The sequence below is a fragment of the Luteimonas gilva genome (assembly GCF_005239095.1).
In the GTDB taxonomy this organism is placed as follows: Bacteria; Pseudomonadota; Gammaproteobacteria; order Xanthomonadales; family Xanthomonadaceae; genus Luteimonas_C; species Luteimonas_C gilva.
Genome location: NZ_SZUA01000003.1, coordinates 210391 through 227866 on the forward strand (window position 1 = coordinate 210391; position 17476 = coordinate 227866).

At 67.0% G+C, this 17476-nt stretch carries 16 protein-coding genes; 6 read left to right on the plus strand and 10 right to left on the minus strand.

Annotation, left to right across the window (positions count from 1 at the left end):
• Positions 1 to 14: 14 nt before the first annotated feature.
• The 3 genes from FCE95_RS14640 to FCE95_RS14650 form a co-directional block, all read right to left on the minus strand.
• The gene (locus FCE95_RS14640) at positions 15 to 848 is read right to left on the minus strand and encodes a thiol:disulfide interchange protein DsbA/DsbL (RefSeq protein ID WP_137267789.1); all 834 of its coding nucleotides are present in this window, start codon (positions 846 to 848) and stop codon (positions 15 to 17) included.
• 93 nt (positions 849 to 941) lie between these two features.
• Positions 942 to 1643, minus strand: a complete 702-nt coding sequence (locus FCE95_RS14645) for a thiol:disulfide interchange protein DsbA/DsbL (protein WP_137267790.1) — start codon at positions 1641 to 1643, stop codon at positions 942 to 944.
• A 117-nt stretch (positions 1644 to 1760) separates the two neighbouring features.
• Positions 1761 to 2648, minus strand: a complete 888-nt coding sequence (locus tag FCE95_RS14650; RefSeq protein WP_137267791.1) for a c-type cytochrome — start codon at positions 2646 to 2648, stop codon at positions 1761 to 1763.
• A 271-nt stretch (positions 2649 to 2919) separates the two neighbouring features.
• On the opposite strand from FCE95_RS14650, the gene yihA reads away from it, so the two are divergent.
• Positions 2920 to 3531: a ribosome biogenesis GTP-binding protein YihA/YsxC gene (gene yihA, locus FCE95_RS14655; protein ID WP_137267792.1), complete on the plus strand. Its 612-nt coding sequence runs from the start codon at positions 2920 to 2922 to the stop codon at positions 3529 to 3531.
• 172 nt (positions 3532 to 3703) lie between these two features.
• Here yihA and FCE95_RS14660 read toward each other — a convergent pair whose 3' ends face one another.
• Positions 3704 to 4516, minus strand: a complete 813-nt coding sequence (locus FCE95_RS14660; RefSeq protein ID WP_137267793.1) for a putative signal transducing protein — start codon at positions 4514 to 4516, stop codon at positions 3704 to 3706.
• A 188-nt stretch (positions 4517 to 4704) separates the two neighbouring features.
• Here FCE95_RS14660 and FCE95_RS14665 point away from each other — a divergent pair, with 188 nt between their 5' ends.
• Complete coding sequence (locus tag FCE95_RS14665; protein WP_137267794.1) at positions 4705 to 6069, plus strand: glutamate--cysteine ligase; 1365 nt, start codon at positions 4705 to 4707, stop codon at positions 6067 to 6069.
• Positions 6070 to 6197: 128 nt separating this feature from the next.
• Complete coding sequence (gene ppc / locus FCE95_RS14670; RefSeq protein WP_137267795.1) at positions 6198 to 8921, plus strand: phosphoenolpyruvate carboxylase; 2724 nt, start codon at positions 6198 to 6200, stop codon at positions 8919 to 8921.
• 462 nt (positions 8922 to 9383) lie between these two features.
• On the opposite strand, the gene FCE95_RS14675 is transcribed toward ppc, so the two are convergent.
• Positions 9384 to 11027, minus strand: coding sequence for a tetratricopeptide repeat protein (locus FCE95_RS14675; protein WP_137267796.1), 1644 nt, complete (start codon positions 11025 to 11027; stop codon positions 9384 to 9386).
• Between the two features lie 238 nt (positions 11028 to 11265).
• Here FCE95_RS14675 and frmR point away from each other — a divergent pair, with 238 nt between their 5' ends.
• The 3 genes from frmR to fghA all read left to right on the plus strand — a co-directional run bounded on the left by frmR (position 11266) and on the right by fghA (position 13600).
• The gene (gene frmR, locus FCE95_RS14680; protein ID WP_137267797.1) at positions 11266 to 11541 is read left to right on the plus strand and encodes a formaldehyde-responsive transcriptional repressor FrmR; all 276 of its coding nucleotides are present in this window, start codon (positions 11266 to 11268) and stop codon (positions 11539 to 11541) included.
• 19 nt (positions 11542 to 11560) lie between these two features.
• Entirely contained in the window at positions 11561 to 12670 is a 1110-nt protein-coding gene (locus FCE95_RS14685) for an S-(hydroxymethyl)glutathione dehydrogenase/class III alcohol dehydrogenase (RefSeq protein WP_137267798.1), read from the plus strand.
• Positions 12671 to 12769: 99 nt separating this feature from the next.
• Positions 12770 to 13600: an S-formylglutathione hydrolase gene (gene fghA, locus FCE95_RS14690; protein WP_137267799.1), complete on the plus strand. Its 831-nt coding sequence runs from the start codon at positions 12770 to 12772 to the stop codon at positions 13598 to 13600.
• A 122-nt stretch (positions 13601 to 13722) separates the two neighbouring features.
• On the opposite strand, the gene FCE95_RS14695 is transcribed toward fghA, so the two are convergent.
• From FCE95_RS14695 to FCE95_RS14715, 5 genes are all read right to left on the minus strand, one after another.
• Positions 13723 to 14487, minus strand: a complete 765-nt coding sequence (locus FCE95_RS14695) for a tetratricopeptide repeat protein (RefSeq protein ID WP_137267800.1) — start codon at positions 14485 to 14487, stop codon at positions 13723 to 13725.
• A 167-nt stretch (positions 14488 to 14654) separates the two neighbouring features.
• On the minus strand, positions 14655 to 15347 hold the full coding sequence (locus FCE95_RS14700) for a Dph6-related ATP pyrophosphatase (RefSeq protein WP_137267801.1): 693 nt from the start codon (positions 15345 to 15347) through the stop codon (positions 14655 to 14657).
• An 81-nt stretch (positions 15348 to 15428) separates the two neighbouring features.
• Entirely contained in the window at positions 15429 to 15770 is a 342-nt protein-coding gene (locus tag FCE95_RS14705; RefSeq protein WP_137267802.1) for a hypothetical protein, read from the minus strand.
• Positions 15771 to 15833: 63 nt separating this feature from the next.
• A complete protein-coding gene (locus FCE95_RS14710) occupies positions 15834 to 16778 on the minus strand; it encodes a DegV family protein (RefSeq protein WP_137267803.1) in 945 nt (314 codons plus the stop codon).
• 72 nt (positions 16779 to 16850) lie between these two features.
• On the minus strand, positions 16851 to 17471 hold the full coding sequence (locus tag FCE95_RS14715) for a 2-hydroxychromene-2-carboxylate isomerase (RefSeq protein WP_137267804.1): 621 nt from the start codon (positions 17469 to 17471) through the stop codon (positions 16851 to 16853).
• Positions 17472 to 17476 lie beyond the last annotated feature (5 nt).

Sequence of the window (17476 nt, forward strand, 5' to 3'; positions counted from 1 at the left end):
CCGCGCCGCGCCGCTCAAGGCGCGGGACGGGCGCTTTCCTGCGCGATCAGCGCGTCGGCGATGCGCAGCATGTCGGGGAAGGTCTTGCCGAGCACGCGGTACTTGCCGTTGACGATGATCGTCGGCGTGCCTTCCAAGCCGGAACGGATCGCCCATTGCTTGGCCTTGCTGAGCTTGGCGTTGACCGCGAAGCTTTCCATGGTGCTGGCGAATTGCTTGGGATCCACGCCGTACTTGCCGTAGAACGCGGCGACGTCGGCCACCGAATCCTGGCCGCGCTCGCCCTTCAGCGTCTGGTCGATGTGGATGGCCTTGAACAGGTCGTTGTGCGTGCGCTCGACCAGGCCCAGGGTTTCGGAGGCGTAATAAGCCTTGGCGTAGGTGATCCACGGTCCGCCGAACGCGGCCGGCACGTAGGTGAAGCGCACGTTCGCCGGCAGCTTCTTCTCCCAACTGTTCACCAGCGGCTGGAATTGCGCGCAGGCCGGGCAGACGTAGCCGAACACTTCCACCACTTCGACCTTGCCGTTCAAGGGCAGATAAGGCTGGCCGTTGGGGATTTCGACGTAATCGGTGCCGGGCGTCAGCGCGCCGCTCGCCGCGGGCGGCGCGGCGGCGGCGGCGTCGGCGTCGGCGGGCGCGGCTTCCGGCGCAGGCGTTTGCGCCGATGCGGCGGGCGCCGGCGTCTCGCCGGAGGCCGCGGGCTCGTCGGCCGGCACCGGTTCGTTGGCGGCGGGCGCGGCGTTTTCGGCGGCGGCCGGAGTCGCGGCGGGCGCGGGCGTTTCCTGCTTGTTGCAGGCCATCAGCGGCAGCAGAACGAGCAGCAGCAGGGCGAAACGCTTATTCATGCGGAGACTCCTGGTATCCGGGGTTGTTCGTTATCGAGCGGGGCGCCGATCATGCCTCTGACGGCGTGATCGCGCGGGCACGGCCATCGCGGTTCAGCGCGCGGGCTTGCTTTCGCGTGCGACCAGCTTGCCGACGGTATCCAACATTTTTTCATAACCGCCTTCGCTCGAGGCGTCGACCCGGTATTTGCCGGCGACGATCATCATCGGCGTGCCGATCTGGGCCGCGCCTTGCACTTCGGTGCGCGCCAGGAAGTCGCGGGCGTGCTTGAACTTGGCTTCGACTTCGGGGCTGTTCATGCTCTTCAGGAACGCGTCCGGATCGGCGCCGAACTCGGCGTAGAAGGCCGCGATCCGTTCCGGCGCGGCGTTGGGCGGCAGCCGGCGTTCGGCATGGATGGCCGAGAACATCGGAACGTGGGTTTTCTCCGCCAGACCCGCCGCTTCGGCGGCGAAGTAGGCGCGGGCGAAGGTATCCCATGGCCCGCCGAACGCCGCCGGCACGGCCACGAAGTTCGCGTTGGCCGGCAGCTTCTCCTTCCATTCGATCAGCAGCGGTTCGAAATGCGCGCAGTGCGGACAGGGATAGCCGAAGGCCTCGGCGATCTCGACCTTGCCGGCTTGCGGCGCGTACGGCTGGCCGCCCGGGATTTCGATGTAGTCCACGCCGGCGACCGGGCCGGCGGACTTGGCGGCGACCAAGGATTCGCTGGCGGCGGGCGCCGAGGCGGAGGGCCGGTCGCAGGCCGCCAGCGGCAGCAAAGCGAGCAGCAACAGGGCTAGACGCTGGACCATCGCGGACGCTCCCGGGCCTGGACAAAGAAACGCCGGCCATAAGTGGTGGCCGGCGGTCTGAACAAGGACTGTGAAAGCTTCGACACGGACGGACCGGCGAAGTTCACAGGCCGAGAATTATGAAGACTTGGCGGGCGCCTGGGGGGCGGCCGGGGCGGCTTCAGCCGGGGGTGCCGGGGTCGGGGCCGCGGCCGGAGCGGCCGGCGCAGCGGCCTTGGCCGCGGCGACTTCGGCGTCGCCGGCCTCGTCGGCGCGCTCGTGTAGGCCCTGCAGATAGCTGCCCAGCGACTGGATTTCCTCGTCGGTCAAGGACTTGGCCACGGCGGCCATGATGTTGAAGTCCTTCGGATCGCTGAGCGTGGTCGTGCCGGCGCGGTATTCCTCGAGGCGGCGGGCGACGTACCAGGACTGCTGGCCGCCGACATGCGGGTAGGCGGGGCCGGGATTGCCTGCGCCGGCCGGGCCGTGGCAAGCCATGCAGGCCGGCACGCCGCGCGCGGCGTCGCCCGAGCGGTACAGCTTCTCGCCGACCTGGTAGAACTTCTTGTCCTTGTTCGGGCCCTGCGCGATCGCGGTGTCGTCGGCGATGCCGGCGCCGCCCTTCAAAGTGGCGTAGTAAGCGCCCAGGTCGCGCATGTCCTGCGCGGTGAGCGGCGCGGCGTAGGGCTGCATCAGCGGGTTGACGCGCTGGCCGCTCTTGAACAGGGCCAACTGCTTGGCGATGTAGCGCTCGCTCTGGCCGGCCAGGCGCGGGTAGAGCTTGGGATCGGCGGTGGCCTGCCCATCCAGGCCGTGGCAGGCGGCGCAGGCGCCGGCTTTTGTCGCGCCGGCTTTGGGGTCGCCCCACTTGGCCTTGCTCAGGTCCGACAGCGCGTTCGCGTCGATCGGCGTGGCCTGCACCGGTTCTTTGTCCGGCAAAGGCGTAACCGTGGTTTGAGCGAAGGCGGCGGCTGCGATGGCCGTGAGGGCCAGGGCGGCGATGCCGTAGACGCGAGCTTGGCGCATGCTGCTGGGCTCCGAAACGCGGGATTGGCCGCTCCCGAGCGGCCATACAGACGCGGAATTATCGTCGCGGGCCGGGGAACGGTCAACGAAACGGGGTTTAGCCTCGGGAATTCGGTCGCTGCGGCGCTTTGCATTTTTGTACGAGCGGCTTCAGCCGCGAGCTCTTTCCCATGGTCGCGCCGGACCGGAAGAGCTCGCGGCTGAAGCCGCTCCTACAAAAGCCCATGCTACGAAAAGTGGGTCCCGACCGTGGGCATGCGAAGCTATGCCGATGCCCGCGCCCAATCCTTTCGCTCGCGCCCAGTACCTGTTGGCCGCGCACAACCATCGCCAGTTGCCGCCCGACGGCGGTTTCGAAGTCGCGTTCGCCGGCCGTTCCAACGCCGGCAAGTCCAGCGCCTTGAACGCGCTGTGCCAGCAAAACGCGCTGGCCCGCGTCTCCAAGACGCCGGGCCGCACCCAGCAGCTGGTCTATTTCGCGATCCCGCCGCACGAGAACCGCTATCTGGTGGATCTGCCCGGCTACGGCTACGCGAAAGTGCCGCAGGACCTGCAGGCGCACTGGCAGGCCTTCCTCGACGCCTATTTCGGCAGCCGCGCCGCACTCAAGGGTTTGGTGGTGGTGATGGACATCCGCCACCCGCTGAAGGACTACGACCGGCAGATGATCGGCTACGCCGCCGAACGCGGCCTGCCGGCGCACGCTTTGTTGACCAAAGCGGACAAACTCGGCCGCGGCGCTGCGGCGAACACGCTGCAGGCGGTGCGCAAGGAGCTGTCCGGCCTGTACGGCGATAGCGTCAGCGTGCAGACGTTTTCGGGCGAGTCGAAGCAAGGCGTGGAGCAGGCGAGAGAAGTCGTCGGCGGCTGGCTCGCTTTGTAGAGTCGAGCCTGCTCGACTGCTTTTCTTCCGAGCGCGGCAAGCCTTCGGCGGCGAAAGAGCAGTCGAGCAGGCTCGACTTTACGGTCGCTAGCCGCCCAGTTGCGCGAACAGAGCGCACTGTCGTGGGCTTGAATCGGATCAAACGAGAGCGCGAAACGGCGGCCCGGACGAGTTAGAGCTTTTCGCTCCGGACGATTTCGCCTGTGCGATCGTAGTGATGTCGAGTATCGAGCTTGCCGTCGGCATCCGTGTCCACGTCGCCGTGGGTCGCGATGCCTCCTTTGTATTGCACGCGTTTCGAGACGCGGCCCGAGGCATCCAGCCATTGTTGGCTGTAGATGACGCCGGAGATCGCATCGGCCTTGTAATCGATGGTTCCGTCGCCGTTATTGTCGCTTTCCTCGCTCTGCCATTGGTTGTGCAGGAAGCGGGCCGTGATTTCCATGCGACCGTCGAAATCGTTGTCGGATTCGGCGCGCGTGGCCGGGCCTTCTGGCGCGAAACGAGTGATCAGGTCGACTTTGCCGTCGAAATTGCGATCCGTTTCAATGCGGGCGATCGTTTCTCCTTGATAGAAGAGGTGTTCGTCCGGGCGGCCGTCGCCGTTGTAGTCGATCGCGCTTCCCGCGCTGGGAGCGCGCAAAGCGAGCCACATGGCTCCTGCCCCGATCGCGCCGCCGATCAAGACGGCGGACAGCAGGCGGCCGAGCCCCGCTCCGGAAGCGGTGGGCCGTTCCACGACGTCAGCCGCGTCGTCCATCCGATCTTCTACGGAAACCGCCGCCTGCCAATCGACGACTATCTCCCTGGCGCGCGCGGCGTCGGCCGCGTCCACGCAAACCTGCACCATGCCGCTCACCGGCAAGTCGCCGAGCCCGCCTTGCAGATATTCGCCGCGGATGTAGCTAGCGATGCCCGCTCGCTCAAGCAGGTTCTTCACCAGATGCGCATCGGTGGAATTCGCAGCGTCGTAGACCGGTACCATCGCGTCCCTTCCTTGCGGCAGGGCGGATTATCGCCGGCCCGATTTTCGGCGCAAATGCCATCCGCATCCGCGGAACACTGGCTTCCCACCCCGGCAACGCCGCGCCCAGGCGCCGAGGGCTATAGTGCCCAGCTTGCGATCCGGGGCGGCGCCCGCATATCGCCCACCTCTTCGAAAGAGCGGCCCGCATGTCCAGCCCCAGCAACGTCAGCGACAGTCCCATCACCGGCAAGGCGCAGCTGGTCGAATACGTCGCTTCGGGCGAGAAGCCCAAGGACGATTGGCGGATCGGCACCGAACACGAGAAATTCGGCTTCCGCCTGGACGATCTGCGTCCGCCCACATTCGACGGCGACCGCGGCATCGAAGCGCTGCTCAAAGGTTTGACGCGCTTCGGCTGGGCGCCGGTGGACGAGCACGGGCGCACGATCGCGCTGCTGAAGGACGGCGCCTCGGTCACGCTCGAGCCGGCGGGCCAGTTGGAATTGTCCGGCGCGCCGCTGGAATCCATCCACGACACCTGCAGCGAAGTCGGCGGCCATCTGAAGGAAGTCAAAGCCGTCGCCGACGAACTGCGGCTCGGCTTCCTCGGCATGGGTTTCCAGCCGAAATGGTCGCGCGCCGACATGCCGTGGATGCCCAAGGGCCGCTACAAGATCATGCGCGAATACATGCCCAAGGTCGGCGGGTTAGGCCTGGACATGATGACCCGCACCTGCACCGTGCAAGTGAACCTGGATTACGCCAGCGAAGCGGACATGGTGAAGAAATTCCGCGTGTCGTTGGCGCTGCAGCCGGTCGCCACCGCGCTGTTCGCCGATTCGCCCTTCGCCGACGGCCGGCCGAACGGCTATCTGTCCTACCGCTCGCACATCTGGACCGACACCGATCCGGATCGCACCGGCATGCTCGACTTCGTGTTCGAGGATGGTTTCGGTTACGAACGCTACGTCGATTACCTGCTCGACGTGCCGATGTACTTCAGCTATCGCGGCGGCGAATACATCGATCTATCGGGCCAATCCTTCCGCAAGTTCCTGGACGGAAAACTCGCCGCTCTGCCCGGCGCGACGCCGACCCTGCGCGACTGGTCCGACCACATGACCACCGCCTTCCCCGAAGTGCGCTTGAAGAAATACCTGGAAATGCGCGGCGCCGACGGCGGCCCTTGGGGTCGCTTGTGCGCGTTGCCGGCGTTCTGGGTGGGCCTGCTGTACGACGACGCTTCGCTCGATGCGGCTTGGGACCTGGTCAAGGATTTCACCCTGGAAGAACGCAACGCCCTGCGCGACGGCGTGCCGCGCCAGGCGCTGAAACTGCCGTTCCGCAACGGCAGCCTGCGCGATATCGCGATGGAAGCCTTGAAGATCTCCGCCGCCGGTCTGCAGCGCCGGGCGCGCAAGAACAACAGCGGCGCGGACGAAAGCGTCTTCCTCGCGCCGGCGATCGAGGTGGCCGAGGCCAACGAAACGCCGGCGGAGCGCAAATTGGCGCTGTTCCATGGCGAATGGAAGGGCAGCGTGGATCCGGTGTTCCGGGAGTTCGCGTACTGAAGCTTTTAGGCGCGGATTAAATCCGACAAACGCGGATACAGCGACTAACAAGTAGAGCCTTCTTTTTATCCGCGCTTATCGGATTTAATCCGTGTCTAAAAGCTTTTCAGTTCGTATATGCTCAGGGCATGAACCTGCCCGGTGACGCTTCGGCCCCGCTGCGCGAAGTCGAATTCTCCGAAACCGATGCGCTGCTGCGCGACGACGTGCGCCGGCTCGGCGCGATGGTCGGCGACATGCTGGCCGAACAGGTCTCGCCGGCGCTGCTGGAGCAGGTGGAATCGGTGCGCCGCGCCGCCATCGCCCGGCGCGAGAACGGCGAGCCGGTCGATGCGCTGGCCGAGCGCCTGGCCGAAGTGCCGCTGCAGGACGCCGACGCGCTGGTGCGCGCATTCGCCGCCTATTTCGGCGCCACCAATCTGGCCGAGCGCGTGCACCGCATCCGCCGCCGCCGCGACCACCAGCGCGCCGGCCACGCGCCGCAGCCGGGCGGGCTGGAAGCGGTGCTGCGCGAACTGCGCGACGCCGGCGTGTCGTTCGAGGAATTCGCCGCCTTCCTGCCGCGCTTGTGGATCGAACCGGTGTTCACCGCGCATCCGACCGAAGTGGTGCGGCGCGCGCTGCTGGAAAAAGAGCATTCGGTGGTCGAACGCCTGATCGCCGACATCGACCGCGACCGCACCCCGCCCGAACGCCGCGCCGACGAAGCGCGGATCCGCCTCGCGCTCACGTCGGCTTGGCAGACCTCGGAAGCGCCGCCGGAAAAGCCGACCGTGACCGACGAGGTCGAGCATGTCGGCTTCTATCTGGCCTACGTGCTCTATCGCACGCTGCCGGTGTTCTACGAAGTCTTCGCCGATGCGATCGAAACCGTCTACGGCCGCCGCATCGGCTTGCCGCAAGTGCTGCGTTTCGGCACCTGGGTCGGCGGCGACATGGACGGCAATCCGAACGTGGGCGCGGACACCATGCGCGCGGCGCTGGACGCGCAGCGCGCGCAGGCGCTGTCGCGCTATCGCGCCGATTTGCGCGCGTTGGCGAGCATCCTCACCCAATCTTTGAGCCGGGTCGAAGTCGATCCTGAGGTGCTCGCCCGGATCGAAGCCTACGGCCGCGAACTGCCCGAAGCGGTCGCCGGCTTCAAGCCCCGCCTGGCCGACATGCCGTACCGGCATCTGCTCGACCTGATGGACGCCAAGCTCGCCGCGGCCGGCCGGCAGCAGGCGCACGCCTACGCCGGCGCCGACGGATTCATCGCCGATCTGGAACTGATCGACGCCAGCCTGCGCCGCCACCGCGGCGACAACGCCGGGCATTTCGCCTTGCAGCGCGTGCTGTGGCGCGCGCGCACGTTCGGCTTCCATCTGGCCGCGCTCGATCTGCGCCAGGATTCGGCCGTGCACGAAGAGGCGATCGCCGCATTGACCGGCGACGCCGAGTGGGCCGCGCGGTCGGCGGAAGATCGCGCCGCGCGATTGCATGCGCTGATCGACGCCGCGGCCGTAGCGAGTGGAACGCTGTCCGGTATAGCCGCGTCCACGCTCGACGTGTTCCGCGCCGCGCAGGAGCTGCGCTCCCACCACGGCGCGCAAGCGATCGGCCTGTACATCATCAGCATGAGCCGCAGCGCCGCCGACGCGCTGTCGGTGCTGGCGCTGGCGCGCATCGCCGGCTATGTCGAGAACGGCGCCGTGCCGCTGGACGTAGCGCCCCTGTTCGAAACCGTGGCCGATTTGGAAGCCGCGCCGGAGGTGATGCGCGCGCTGTTCTCCGATCCGGTCTATCGCCGTCATTTGTCCGCGCGCGGCGACTTGCAGACGGTGATGCTCGGCTATTCCGACAGCGCGAAAGACGGCGGCCTGTTGGCTTCGCGCTGGGCGTTGCAGCGCGCCCAAGTCGAATTGCACGCGCTGGCGCGCGAGGCCGGCGTGCGGATCGCGTTCTTCCACGGCCGCGGCGGTTCGGTCAGCCGCGGCGGCGGCAAGACCGAGCGCGCCATCGTCGCCGCGCCGCGCGGCACCGTCGACGGCCATCTGCGCGCCACCGAGCAGGGCGAGGTGATCCACCGCAAATACGGCATTCGCGCGCTCGCCCTGCGCAATCTGGAGCAGACCGCCGGCGCGGTGCTGCGCGCCAGCCTGCGTCCGCGCGCGCCCGATGCGCGCGAGGGCGCCTGGCGCGAGGCCGCGGCCGAACTCGCCGTCGTGTCGCGCGCTCGTTACCGCGCGCTCGTCCACGATCGGGCCGATTTCAACGACTACTTCCGCGCGGCGACGCCGATCGACGTGATCGAACGCCTGCACATCGGCTCGCGCCCGTCGCGCCGCCGCGACGGCGGCATCCGCAATCTGCGCGCGATCCCGTGGGTGTTCGCCTGGTCGCAGAACCGTTCCGGCCTCACCGCCTGGTACGGCGTCGGCAGCGCCTTGGCGCGAGGCATCGAGACCCGCGGCGTGGAAGCGATGGCGGAAATGGCGCGCGACTGGCCGTTCTTCCGCACCATGCTCGACGACGTCGAGATGACCCTGGCCAAATCCGATCTGGACATTTTCGAGCGTTATTCGCAGCTGGCGGGCGAGGCGCATGCGGCGTTTTTTCCCGACATCGCCGGGGAGTTCGCCCGCACCCGCGACTGCCTGCTTGCGATCCGCGGAGAAAGCGAATTGCTCGCCCAGGATCCGCGGCTGCGTCTGTCGATCCGGCTGCGCAATCCCTATGTCGATCCGATCAGCTTGTTGCAGGTGGAATTGCTACGCCGCTGGCGCGCTTCGGATCGGCAGGACGAAGACGTGTTGCGCGCGCTGTTGGCGACGGTGAACGGCATCGCCGCGGGTATCCAGAACACTGGCTGATCCAACCCAATCCCAAGCCGTCATCCCGGCGAAACGAGCGAAGCGAGTTAACGGCGAAGCCGGCCCGAAGGGCGAGCGCGCAGCGCGAGTCATGCCGGGATCCAGCGCATCCGACGAACTGGCAGGGCGCGATGCGATTCGCGTCATGGATTAAGGCTTCCGGGCTTTCGCCCGGGTCACTTTCTTTGCTGGCACAAAGAAAGTAACCAAAGAAAGTGCCTAAATTCAACGGCGGTGCGTATCGCCGCAATTCTCGATCCGCCGGACGTTGTAGCTGGACAGCACGCCCATTCTCGGTCTCGGTCCGTAGTTCGATGGCAAGCAGTTCGTATTGGCGTCGCTTCGCTGTGTGGTCGCTGGCGACCCTGGGGTGGGGGTCTATCGCATCTGCAAACAAAAAGGCGCGGCCACGTTTCGCGATGGCATCGTCCTGAATCCCGGCTTGCGCCGGGACGAAAAGGATTACATCCGCGACGCCGTCAACGGCTCGTCCGCCCACTGCCAAGCATCGCGATAGCGCTTCTCGTTCTGTTTGGCCGACTTGACGTCGTCCATCTTGCGCTGCGCCTTCGCCAATCCGTACAGCGACCAGCCGTTCTTCGGGTACACGCTCAAGTCCTGCGCGTACGCCTGCACCGCTTCGTTCGCGCGGCCCGCATCCAGCAGCGCGGCGCCCAAGTAAGGCCGCACCGGCAGCAGCCAGTCGGCCGGTTCGTTGTAGGCCAATCCGTCTTCGGCCTTGGCGGCGTCGCGCAAGCGCGCGATGCCGGCCTTGCGCTGGCCTTTGGCGAGGGCGATCTCGCCCTGCAGCATCGGCGCAGCCACGGCCAATACGCGATCGGCGGTGTTCACGGCGCCGAGCAGCACGTTCTTCATGGCCGGATCGGCGGCGATCTTCTGCAGCGCTTCGAGCTCGGCCTGCGCCTTGGCGCGCTCGCCGCCGCGCGCGTAGGCCATCCCGCGCGCGAAATGCCAGATCGCGCGCGGGTAGGGCAGGTCGGCGGGCGGATCGGCTTGCGCCAGGATCTCCTTCCATTGCCCGAAGCGCACCTGGGTCAGCAGCGGCGCGGCCAAGTACTGCTGCATGAAGCTCAAGGTTTCCAATTGCGCCTTGTCGGCGCGCTTGGCCGTTTCCTGCGCCGCATTCAGCGCCAAAGTGCGCGAGCCGTGCAGCGATGCGGTCATCGTCGCGAAATGCCAGTTGTGCGGCACGTAGCCCAGCGGATACACGCCGTTGGTGCCGCCGCACACCGCGAGGAAGGCCGCATCCGCCGTGCTTGCGGCGAAATTGGTCAGCGTGGCGTCGTGGTAGCGGCCGGTGCGGATGTAGATGTGCGCGGGCATGTGCACCAGATGGCCCGATCCCGGCGCCAGCTCCGCCAGCGCATCGGCGTAGGCCTCGGCGCGCTGCGGCGCGGGCGAGGCTTCGACCGCATGGATGTAGTAGTGCATCGCGCCGATGTGCTTGGGGTCGCGCTCGAGCACGCGCTCCAGCGTGGACACGATCGTGCGCGTGCGCTCGAGCGGCTTGCCCGACTTGTCCCAGTACGACCACGGCGACAGATCCATCAGCGCTTCGGCGTAGAGCGTGGCCGCGTCGTCGTCGTCGGGGAAGCGGCGCACCACGTCGGCCATCGCTTCGGCGTAGGCGCGGTCCAGCGGCGCGCGGTCCGCCGGCGGCGATTCGGCATAGCGCTTGGACAAGGCTTCGATCAGCGCGCGATCGGCCGGACGCGCGGCGTCCGCGATCAAACGCGCTTCGGCGATCAAGCGCGCGGCGGGCTTCACGGCTTCGGGCGCCATCGGCATGTTGATGTTCGGCCCCAAGGCCAGCGCTTGCCCCCACAGGCAGATCGCGCATTCGGGGTCCAGCCGTGCCGCTTCGGCGAAAGCGCGCCCGGCGGCCTCGTGGTTGAAGCCGTAGGTCAGGCGCAGGCCTTGATCGAAATAGCGCTGCGCGGCCGGCACCCCGCTGCCGATGTCGCGGTGCAGTTCGCCGAAGTTCTCGAACAGCGCGGGCGGCGCACTGGCCGCTTCGCGCGATTCGGGGGCTTTGCAGGTCGTCAGCGAGCCGACGAGGAAGAGCGCTAGCAAAACGCGGGCCATGGCGATCTCAGGTTCGTTGTCCCCCGAGTGTTCCAACGCCGTTTGCGGGGCGGAGCGGACAGCGCCATGCACACGCGGGTAATGTGATTAGCGTATACTGGGTACCAGTATCGGGTGCGGCATGCTTTTTTGTGGGAGCGGCTTCAGCCGCGAGCTCTTCCTTCGAATCCCTGCGACCCTGCCGGAAAGAGCTCGCGGCTGAAGCCGCTCCCACAAAGGCCCGTTCTCTGGAATTCGGATGCCTCATACCCCACAAGAAAAAAAGCGCGCCTTGGCCCGCGTCCGCCGCATCCGCGGCCAGACCGAAGCGCTGGAGCGCGCGCTGGAAGCGGGCGCCGACTGCGGTCCGGTCCTGCAGCAGCTGGCCGCGATCCGCGGCGCGGTGAACGGGCTGATGTCGGAAGTGCTGGAGAGCCATCTGCGCGAAGAGTTCGCCCATCCCAAACCCAACCGCGCACGCGCCGGCGCCAGCATCGATCAGGCCATCGCCCTGGTCCGTTCCTATCTGAAATGAAACCCGCCAGGAGCCTTCCATGAAATCACGCGCCGCCGTCGCCTTCGCCGCGGGCCAGCCGCTGCAGGTCGTCGAGATCGACGTCGCCCCGCCGCAGAAAGGCGAAGTGCTGATCAAGATCAGCCACACCGGGGTCTGCCACACTGACGCGTTCACCTTGTCCGGCGACGATCCGGAAGGCTTGTTTCCCGCCGTGCTTGGCCACGAAGGGGCCGGCGTGGTGGTCGAAGTCGGCGAGGGCGTGACCAGCGTCGCGCCGGGCGACCACGTGATCCCGCTGTACACCGCCGAATGCGGCGAATGCCTGTTCTGCAAATCCGGCAAGACCAATCTGTGCGTAGCGGTGCGCGCCACCCAAGGCAAGGGCGTGATGCCCGACGGCACCAGCCGTTTTTCCTTTGAGGGCAAGCCCGTCTACCACTACATGGGCTGCTCGACCTTCAGCGAATACACGGTGGTCGCGGAAGTGTCGCTGGCCAAGATCAATCCGCAAGCGAACCACGAACAGGTGTGCTTGCTCGGTTGCGGCGTCACCACCGGCATCGGCGCGGTGCACAACACGGCCAAGGTGCAGCCCGGCGACAGCGTGGCGGTGTTCGGCTTGGGCGGCATCGGCCTGGCGGTGATCCAGGGCGCGCGCCAGGCGAAAGCCGGCCGGATCATCGCCATCGACACCAATCCCGACAAATTCGTCATGGCGAAGGCGATGGGCGCCACCGACTTCGTCAATCCCAAGGATCACGACAAGCCGGTCCAGCAAGTGATCGTCGAGATGACCGACTGGGGCGTGGACCACAGCTTCGAATGCATCGGCAACGTCGACGTGATGCGCGCGGCGCTGGAATGCGCGCATCGCGGCTGGGGCCAGTCGATCGTGATCGGCGTGGCCGGCGCCGGCCAGGAAATCTCCACGCGTCCGTTCCAACTGGTGACCGGGCGCAAATGGATGGGCACCGCGTTCGGCGGCGTCAAAGGCCGCAGCCAGCTGCCGGGCATGGTCGAACAGGCGATGGCCGGCGAAATCCAGCTCGCGCCCTTCGTCACCCATACCTTGCCGCTGGACCGCATCAACGAAGCTTTCGACCTGATGCATGCGGGCAAGTCGATCCGCACGGTCGTCCATTACTGAGCCCGTTTTCCCGGCGCGCGGCGATCCGCATTTTTCAATGCATCGGTCTTATCCGCTCGTTTCGCCTTGATCCGTGTCTAGACGCTTTTAAGGAACGCCATGGAACGCGTAGAGCAACACGCCTGCTTCGGCGGCTCGCAGGAAGTCTGGTCCCATCGTTCGCGAACGCTGGATTGCGAGATGAAGTTCGCCGTCTACCTGCCGCCGCAGGCGCGGCAGGGACGGCGGCCGGTGCTGTACTGGCTGTCGGGCCTGACCTGCAACGAGCACAACTTCATCGTCAAGGCCGGCGCGCAGCGTTACGCGGCCGAGCACGGCGTGATTCTGGTCGCGCCCGATACCAGCCCGCGCGGCGCGGACGTGGCGGACGATGCGGACTGGGATCTGGGTCAGGGCGCCGGCTTTTATCTCAACGCGACGCAGGCGCCGTGGTCGAAGCATTACCGCATGTACGATTACGCGGCCGAAGAGTTGCCTGCGTTGATCGAGGCGGAATTTCCAGCGTCCGACCGGCGCGCGATCAGCGGCCATTCGATGGGCGGCCACGGCGCGTTGACGATCGCGCTGAAGAATCCGGGCCGCTACCGCAGCGTGTCCGCGTTCTCGCCGATCGTGGCGCCGTCGCAGGTGCCGTGGGGGAAGAAAGCGTTCGCGGCCTATCTGGGTGAGGACCGCAACGCCTGGCGCGAATGGGATGCCGCGGCGCTGATCGCGCGCGCGCAGGAGCGGCTGCCGCTGCTGATCGAGCAAGGCGAGGCCGACGAATTCCTGACGACGCAGCTATGGCCGGAACTGCTGCGCGCGGCCTGCGAGGCGGTCGGCCATCCGATCGATCTGCGCATGCGGCTGGGCTACGACCACAGCTATTACTTCATCGCCAGCTTCATCGGCGAGCACGTCGCCTACCATGCCGCGGCATTGGCGGATTGATCCCTTCTCCCATTGGGAGAAGGTGCCCGAAGGGCGGATGAGGGTTCGGAGAAGCGGCGCGATCTGAAATAACGGCGCTTCGCCGAACCCTCACCCCAACCCTCTCCCAATGGGAGAGGGGGTCAAGAAACAAGGGGCCCCGCCAGCGACTTCTGCAGCCGTTGCAGCCGCCCGACCCATTCCTTGTTCATCGACCGCGAATACGAAGGCAGCCGCTTGGCCTCGCGCAGCGAGCGCTCGCACAGCTCGAGCGCGCGGTCGCGTTCGCCCCAGCCCGCCAGGATCTCGGCGTAGCGGGCGCGCGGTTCGTAGCCGGCGTAGTAGCCGATCAACGTTTCGAACTCTTCTTCTGCTTGATTGCGTTCGTCCAGCGCGGCGACGGCGCGGGCGTAGATCAGATGGCCCTCGGACGAGCGGAAGTCGGGTTTGCGCGCGATCAGTTCGTCGAGCAGCTTGCGCGCTTCGGCGGGATGTCCGCCTTCGAGGTAGGCGCGGGCCAGGCCGACCTGGATCGCGGGGTCGTCCTTGTGCACGCTGCGCAACGCCGCCTGGTAGTGCGGAATCGCCTCGGAAGCGCGGCCGGCGGCGACGAAGGCTTCCGCCAGCCGCATTCGGTTCTGCGCATTGGCGGAGGTTTCGACCGCATCGAGCGCTTCGCGCAGTTCGCGGCTCGGATCCAGCGCGCGCTTGACGCCGCCGACCAACTGCCGGCCCTGGCGCGTGTGGCGCATCTCCGGCAACCAGATGCCGATCGCATAGACCAGACTGCCGATGCCGGGAAACGCGAACAATATGAACAGCCAGTAGCGGTCCTGGCCGGTGCGCACGGCGTGCATGGCGAAGAACGCCGCGATGACGACGTGCAGGCCTAATCCTGCGATGGGCATGGCGAGCTCCCCAGCTGCGACCGCGATCAGTTTGCCGATTTCGGGCAGCGTGCGCCACCGCGGCCTCGGCGGCGTCCGCGGCTTTCGTAGAGTCGAGCCTGCTCGACTACTTTTGCATTTTGGCCGCAGCGCCGAGGGAGAGCAGTCGCAGGCTCGACTCTACGAAATCAAAAGCCGGGCGCAGGGGCCAGGGCGTAATCGGTGTAAGCGAAACGATCGTCGCGCAAGACGGTTTCGCCGCGTTCGAGCGCGATCGGCTGCGAGAACATCGGGCCGGCGCGCACGCAGGTGTGGAATTCGCCGTTCTCGCCGCAGGGGTCGCATCCGGGCGGCAACTCGCGCAGCAGGCCCGCGTCGAACTCGCGGCCGGCGAAGACCGGGTCGAGCTGTCGCGTGTCGACGCAGCACAGCGAAGCGCGCAGGCCGCCGGCGATCATCTCTAGCGCCAGCGCCGCGGTGTCCGTTCCGAACAACGGCGTGAGCACTTGCCAACCGATCGCCGCGCAACGCTGCTCCCGATAGGCGCGGATGTCTTCCAAGAACAAATCGCCGAACGCCGCGGTACGCAGTCCCGGCCAGCGTCCGCCGGCTTCGGCCAAGGCGCACGCCATGGCCGTTTCGTATTGCGCGTTGGCGCATTGCGCCGGGATTTCCGCTTCGATCAGCGGCAGCTCCGCGGCGGCCGCCTGCGCGTGCAGCACGTCGCGGCGGATCCCCTGCATCGACACGCGCTGGTATTCGGCGGTGACGGTGGTCAACAGGCCGACCACCTCGACGTCGTCGCGCCGGCGCAGCGCATGCAGCGTCCAGGCCGCGTCTTTGCCGCCGCTCCAGGCCAACAGTACGGGTTCGCGGGCCAAGCGGGCGGCAACGAAGCTTAGGAGGCGGTTACGTCGCCGAGGCCGCGTTTACGCGGCCGATACGTCGCGCCGAGGTCGCATTCAAGCGGCCGATACATCGCGCAATTCCCAGGCGCTGCCGGCGAGCAGGCGCAGGCGGTGCTTGAACACGGCGCCCGGGATCGAGGTGGTCGCGATCAGATCGATGTGCAGATCGTCCTGCTGGCCGGTCACGATCGCGCTGGGATCGGTGGCGCCGAGGCCGGGATCGACGCCGTCGGGATCGTCCTGCGCCGCGCGCCAGCGTTCGAACAGGCGGTCGTTGCGCAGCGCGTCCTGCAGTTCCGAGGCGAAACCTTCGGCGCTGTGCGAAACGAACGAGAAATCCTTGCCGCCGCGCGCCTTTTCGGGGTCGGGCAGACTGATGTAGTAACGAGCGGCCATGCGCCACCTCCTTGTCGTGAGGCGCACAATCTAGCCGATGCGCGTTAGCGCCGCGTTATCGCCTCAGGCATCGAACTTGCGTTCTTCCGCCGCGAAGCCGACCACCACCGCGCCTTTGCCGACGTTGACCATGCCGGTCAGGCTCATCACGCTCTCGAACACTTCCACGTTGTGCTCGGCGCAGGTCTCGCGCAGTTGCGCATAGCCGGGCAGGGCGCGCATTTCGTCCAGCTCGCCGCCGTAGCACAGCGTCAACGTCGGCGTCATCAAGCCGTCGCGGACGCGATTGCCGGCGAATTCGAACATCTTCTGCGCCGCAGGCTCGAAGCCCTTGATCTTGGCGACCGGGCCGGTCTCGCCGCGATAGCCGTGCAGCACCGGCTTGATGTCCAGCGTGGTGCCCAGCGCCGCGCTGAGCAGGCCCACGCTGCGGTCGCCCTTCATCCGCGCGCGGGTGCGCAAGTAGTACAGGTCGCGCGGAATCAGATAGCCGTGGGTATGCAGCGCCAGGTGTTCCAGCCGCGCGCGGATCTTGGCGGCGCCTTCGCCGGCGTCGCGCAGCCGCACCGCTTCCACCGGCAGGATGCCCTGCGCGCAAAACAGGTTCTGGGTGTCGATTACGCGCAGGTTGAACGGCGTGTCCTTGCCGGCAGCCGCGCGGATCGTGCGGTAGTCGTTGAGGATGGCGAAGCTGGCCTGCTGGGCGTTGTCGAAGATCGGGCTGCGCGTCTTGGTGATGGTCATGCAGAACACGTAGTCGTAATCGATGACCAGGCGCTGCAGGAACAGGTCGCGGATCTGTTCGACCGTGAACGGCACCGTCTCCGCGTTGGCGCCGCGTTCGGCGACGTGCGAGCGCAGGAAATCCAGGGTCGCGCGCTGGTCGCGGTAGTCGATCTGCTCGGCGTCGCCGATCTTGACCGTGATCGGCAGGATGTCGACGCCGTTGGCTTCCAAGTATTCCTTGGGCAGGTCGCAGGCCGAGTCGACGACGAGTCCGATGCGCATGGGCGGAAGTCCGGTGAAGAGGCGCGAAATTAGCAGATATCGTCACACTTCCGGTGCTGCGCTGCGGCGAAGTCAGATCCGGCGGATGCCGACCGGCAGGGAGTCGACCCGGCGCATTTCCGGGTCTTGCAGCAAACCGGGATCGGCCAGCGCCTGCAGCGCGAATTCGTGGACGTCGTTGCCCCAGAACAGGGTTTCGCCGATGGCCAGGGTGGGCACGCCGAACACGCCGGCGGCCAATGCCGCGTCGGTGTTGGCGCGCAGCGCTTGCTTGACCGCTTCGCCGCCCAGCGCTTCGGCCGCCACGCCCAAGCGGTCCAGCAGCGGCTGCAGGGCTTCGACGCTGTCGCCGGCCAGGCCTTGGCCCCAGATCCAGTCGTAGATCGCGTCGATCGCCTCGGGCGTCGTGCCCGCGGCGATGCACAGCCGCAGCGCCGGGATCGGATTGAACGGATGCGCCGGCGGCGCGCGCAGCGGGACGCCTTCGCGCCGCGCCTGCCACAGCACGTGGCGATAGGTGAACTCGCGCTTGCCCGGAATTTCGGCGGGGCCTTTCTGGCCGTGCGCGTTGAGGACGGCCGCGAACAGGATCGGCACCGCTTCGACCGGCCGCTCCCGCATCAGCGGTTTCACCTTCTGCCAATGCAGATAAGCGAACGGCGAGATGAAATCGAAATACCAGGCGATGCGCATGGGCG